We start from the raw sequence: 4,140 nt of genomic DNA on the forward strand, positions 1-4,140 counted from the left end.
GGCGCTTTAAGCGCCCGAAGCTCTATCAATTTTCAACCTGCTCCTGAAGCCGTCGACCAATGACCTCCAGCAAATCACACCCATCACGCAACGGAATCACCAAAAGTTGCGCCAAGTCCGAAAGCACCACTGTGTCGCTGGCGATCTCGGATCGGAACGCGATGTTTTCCAGTACTTGAGTCACCACACGGATGCGGTAATCAGCGGTGGCGTGCAAGACGTCCAGCGGGGCTTGAGTATCGATGAGTAGAGAGGCAGGCGTGCAGTCGATGCCGGTGATGGGGATGTATCTTTGCATGGGATTGCTCCGGTCAGGTTAAAGGGCTGATCCGATCCTCAGGTCGCCAAACCTGATCGCCATTCTGGCGACGGAATGACTATAGGTTTCCCCGCGCTCGACGGACAAGGCACCCGGTTCCGAGAGCTTTGTAGGAATCGCGATGGTTTTTTGCCAGAGATGTCTTACAGACAGAGGGAGAGTCGAATCTATCGACAGTGGACAACTGCCCTAGGGAAATTTACTGTCGCGAGCGGCCTGGAGCCATCGAGCCAGTACGTTGATTTAAGGAGAGAGTTATGGAGAAATGGACGCTGCACTGGCTGGAAGCTTCGGGGAGCCTGGCCGAGTTTCGCCGCGAATTGACTGACGAATTCGCCGCCGCTTATGAAGCCATAGCTTGTCTGATGCTCCCGCCGCGACTCGATGTTCTGATTCAGCGGCTACCGGGCGAAACCATTGCGGAAATGGGCCTGGTAGGGCGGGCGTTTCGCAGTTCCATGTTTTCCATGACCCTTGATCCCGATAATCCCAATTTCCTTTCCAGCCTACGCACCGGTGCGTTGCGTCGACATGTGATTCATGAGGTTCATCATTGCCTGCGCATGGGCGGTCCTGGCTACGGCTGGACTTTGGGCGAGGCTCTGGTCAGCGAAGGGCTGGCCGGCCAGTTTGTTCGGCATTTGCTCGGAAGCGATCCGGAGCCTTGGGAGCGTGCCATTGCCTGCGCCGATCTTTCAAGTCCAGCGGTTGGACGCCAAGCTCTCGAATCAAGATATTACGATCACAACGAGTGGTTCTTTGGTTTCGGCGACAAGCCCAAATGGCTCGGTTACTCGTTGGGCTATCAAATGGTCGGACGCTGGCTAGCGTCGAGGGGCGAGGTTGATGTTTCAACCTGGGTCAACGTACCTGCAACAGACATCATCGCCATTGCGCTGGAGGATGGTTTGGTGTCGGCGCAGTCTTGAACGATTCCCGCAACCGATTAATCACCTGACAAATCGAAGGTCCTTGGATTGCTGGCGGCGTAGAGCTCTCCCCGAATTCACGCCAAATGAACAAGGTCAGCTCCGCGCCATCGGTCAATGTCTGAGCGTTCTCTTGAGTGCCAAACGTCTCCAGCAGCCTGTACCGCGAATCTTTCCAGAACAGTTCCTCGACCCAGTCGTACACCGGGATGAAATGGAAGTGGATAGGGTAGCGGGGATCGTGACCGAATCGACTGATGTAAAGCCATTTGGGCTTCAGTTGCGTTTCAAGAACGCGCTGAATGTCTGCCATCAGACCGCCGAGCTCTGCGAGCGCAGGGACGGGCAATTGAGCCAATGAGTTTACATGAGCTTTGGAGCCGAGCATGAGGTAGCCGGGTAGGGCGGATGCCAGGTGGTGGTTGACGATCCAATGGGTGGTTTCATGGAGGATGAATTGCGGTGCTAACTTCAAAGCTGACTCCCTGTCGGTCATTGGGTGAAGGCGCGTCTAACCTTCGAATTCCGTCTGCAACATCGCCAAGAACGCCTCTCTGGCAGGATGCAGGCCGGCGTTTTCATGCCAATAGAAAAGGTTGTCGATCCCCATCAGCTCGGGAAATTCATACCCCGTCCAACCAGCCCCCTGGCGGTATTGCTCATAGATTCCCCGGGGCACCAGCGAGACACCTGCACCCGCACTGACGCAGCCGACGATGGCGCCATAGCTGGCGATGCTGATGATCGGTTGTGTTTGCTCATGATGCAGCAGCCACTGCTCCAGCGCCAATCGGTACGGACAGCCTGTGGGCCACATGAAGATCGCTTTGCCTCGCAAATCTGCCGCGCTGCGCAGCGGGCCATGAGACTCGGATGCGATGAGCACCAGGTCCTCGCGGTACATCACGGCGCGCTTGAGTCCGGGCCGCTCCATGTCCACCGCTACGATCGCACCATCGAGCCGGTGATGCTGGATATCGTCCAGCAACTGAGCCCAGGTGCCCGTGCTCAGCTCAAGCGAAACCTGCGGGTACTTCGCATGGTACTTGGCCAACAACTGAGGCAGGCGCCCCGTGGCGCTGGATTCGATGGCGCCGATGCGCAGCGGTCCGTGTGGAGCGCCGGTAGGTGCGACTGCGCGGCGGGCTTCTTCCGTCAGGCTCAATATTTTTGTGGCGTACTCCAAAAACACTTTTCCCGCCGGGCTGACCCGCAGCCCACGACCCTCACGAAAAAACAACGGCGTACCGAGCTCGCGCTCCAGGGATTTGAGGCGTGCCGTGATGTTGGACGGCACGCAGTGCAGCACTTCGGCGGCGCGGGCGATGCTGCCGGTATCGCAAACGGTCTTGAGCATGCGCAGTTGGGACAGTTCCATAGCTCACCCAAAGTGAATGGTTGGTTGAGTTTAAGTCACTTGTGTTGATGTTGGGTGGTTTCGATACTTCGGGGTAAATCGGTCAGACGCTCAAAGCGCAGGAACTCTGAATGGAAACCCGTTGTGTGCCGTTTGAAGGCTCGAAAGACCCCAGCAGACCCAGCGTGAAAGTTATTCTCGCGACGACATTCGTGATTTTTTGCTGGGCCTATTCTCCGATTGGCATTCGCATCGGCTTGCAGGCTTACGATCCGGGTCACTTGGCGCTGATGCGGTTTCTCATCGCTTCGGTGTTCATGGCCCTGGTCGCGATGGTCAAGGGTATTGCCCGGCCACGTCTCAGGGATTTACCGTTGCTGGCGTTGTTGGGTTTTTTTGCCGTCAGCCTGCACCACATCGCCCTCAATTACGGTCAGCGTGGCGTCAGTGCCGGGGCTGCCAGTGTGCTCGCCCAGTCCACGCCTTTGTTCAGCGCTTTACTCGCACATTTTTTCTTCAAGGACAGAGTCAGTGGTTGGCAGTGGGGGTGCGTAGCGTGCGGCTTGTTTGGCGCTGCCGTGGTCGTGGCGGGGGATCGTGGCTTGGGTGATATGAACGCCCATGGACTATTGATCCTGCTGGCGGCGTTGTCCTGGAGTCTGTATTTCTCTCTCCAGAAACGTCATTCCCAGCGATACGATGGATTGACCATGGTTTGTTACACCGTCTGGTCGGGCACAGTCCTGCTATTTATTTTCGCGCCGGGACTGCTAATTAACGCACAACATGCCTCTGTTTCGGTGAACCTGGCGGTGTTGATATTGGGTGTTTTTCCCAGCGCGCTGGCGTACCTCGCTTGGGCTTACGTCCTGGCGCACAGCAACGTGAGCCGAGCATCCATGGCGCTTTACCTGATACCGCCCACGGCGATGTTGATGGCTTCTTGGGTGCTGGCCGAACGCCCGTCAGCGATGGTCATTGTTGGGGCGGTTATCGTGTTGGTGAGTGTGTTTGCGTTGAGTGTTGAACCGGGGAACGGGGCAAAAGTGGGCTGATTCTGTCGCGGATTTAGGATTACCTGACCCGGATTGAGCTGGGGGTTATCAATGAATCTTTTACCCTGACGCGCTGTTTTGGGGCTGCTGCGCAGCCCAGCGGGAGTAAGCTCCCTCGCCACAGGTTGCGTTATGCCAGCGATTTACCTCATTGAGTCTTACCGGCTTGCGTCGTTCCTGCGGCCAGGCTCAGGTTGATGCATTGAGCGAGTCCTGTGCTGGCCGGGGATGCTTTCGTCTGATCCGTATTTTTCGGCGTCAGGTGCCTCTGTAATGAACACCATTCCCTCCCCAGAATAAACACGCGGCTCGCCTCACACGGTCCGTGTACTGCAAACTTTTCTATCAGGTGTGCTCATGGCGAAGATGGCGATTTTTTTGGGTGGGTTCCTGGCGTTGACGCTTTTGATTGGCGTGCTGGCAACGATTTCTCCGGTATAGACGCGAGGGGGCTTTTGTGGCGAGGGAGCTTGCTCCCGC

The 4,140-nt window shown here is 56.8% G+C and carries 5 protein-coding genes; 2 read left to right on the forward strand and 3 right to left on the reverse strand.

Annotated elements, in window-relative coordinates:
- Nucleotides 1–25 precede the first annotated feature (25 nt).
- On the reverse strand, nucleotides 26–298 hold the full coding sequence (locus HU811_RS25555; RefSeq protein WP_092455253.1) for a hypothetical protein: 273 nt from the start codon (nucleotides 296–298) through the stop codon (nucleotides 26–28).
- Nucleotides 299–576: 278 nt separating this feature from the next.
- On the opposite strand from HU811_RS25555, the gene HU811_RS25560 reads away from it, so the two are divergent.
- Nucleotides 577–1,248 (forward strand): DUF2268 domain-containing putative Zn-dependent protease, encoded by a 672-nt coding sequence (locus HU811_RS25560; protein ID WP_092399041.1) that lies wholly within the window; start codon nucleotides 577–579, stop codon nucleotides 1,246–1,248.
- On the opposite strand, the gene HU811_RS25565 is transcribed toward HU811_RS25560, so the two are convergent.
- Together HU811_RS25565 and HU811_RS25570 are read right to left on the reverse strand one after the other, a co-directional pair.
- A complete protein-coding gene (locus HU811_RS25565; protein WP_092399350.1) occupies nucleotides 1,202–1,723 on the reverse strand; it encodes an HIT family protein in 522 nt (173 codons plus the stop codon). The two genes, HU811_RS25560 and HU811_RS25565, sit on opposite strands and share 47 nt — an antisense overlap.
- A gap of 36 nt (nucleotides 1,724–1,759) precedes the next feature.
- Nucleotides 1,760–2,626, reverse strand: coding sequence for a LysR family transcriptional regulator (locus HU811_RS25570; RefSeq protein ID WP_186658829.1), 867 nt, complete (start codon nucleotides 2,624–2,626; stop codon nucleotides 1,760–1,762).
- Nucleotides 2,627–2,736: 110 nt separating this feature from the next.
- On the opposite strand from HU811_RS25570, the gene HU811_RS25575 reads away from it, so the two are divergent.
- A complete protein-coding gene (locus HU811_RS25575; protein WP_186658832.1) occupies nucleotides 2,737–3,660 on the forward strand; it encodes a DMT family transporter in 924 nt (307 codons plus the stop codon).
- The last annotated feature ends 480 nt before the right edge of the window (nucleotides 3,661–4,140 follow it).

Source organism: Pseudomonas tehranensis (assembly GCF_014268615.1).
Lineage (GTDB): Bacteria > Pseudomonadota > Gammaproteobacteria > Pseudomonadales > Pseudomonadaceae > Aquipseudomonas > Aquipseudomonas tehranensis.

Excerpts from the sequence above, each read along its gene's own strand:
- HU811_RS25575 (WP_186658832.1), top strand. The coding sequence starts at position 2,737 with ATGGAAACCCGTTGTGTGCCGTTTGAAGGCTCGAAAGACCCCAGCAGA.
- HU811_RS25555 (WP_092455253.1), bottom strand. The coding sequence starts at position 298 with ATGCAAAGATACATCCCCATCACCGGCATCGACTGCACGCCTGCCTCT.
- HU811_RS25560 (WP_092399041.1), top strand. The coding sequence starts at position 577 with ATGGAGAAATGGACGCTGCACTGGCTGGAAGCTTCGGGGAGCCTGGCC.
- HU811_RS25570 (WP_186658829.1), bottom strand. The coding sequence starts at position 2,626 with ATGGAACTGTCCCAACTGCGCATGCTCAAGACCGTTTGCGATACCGGC.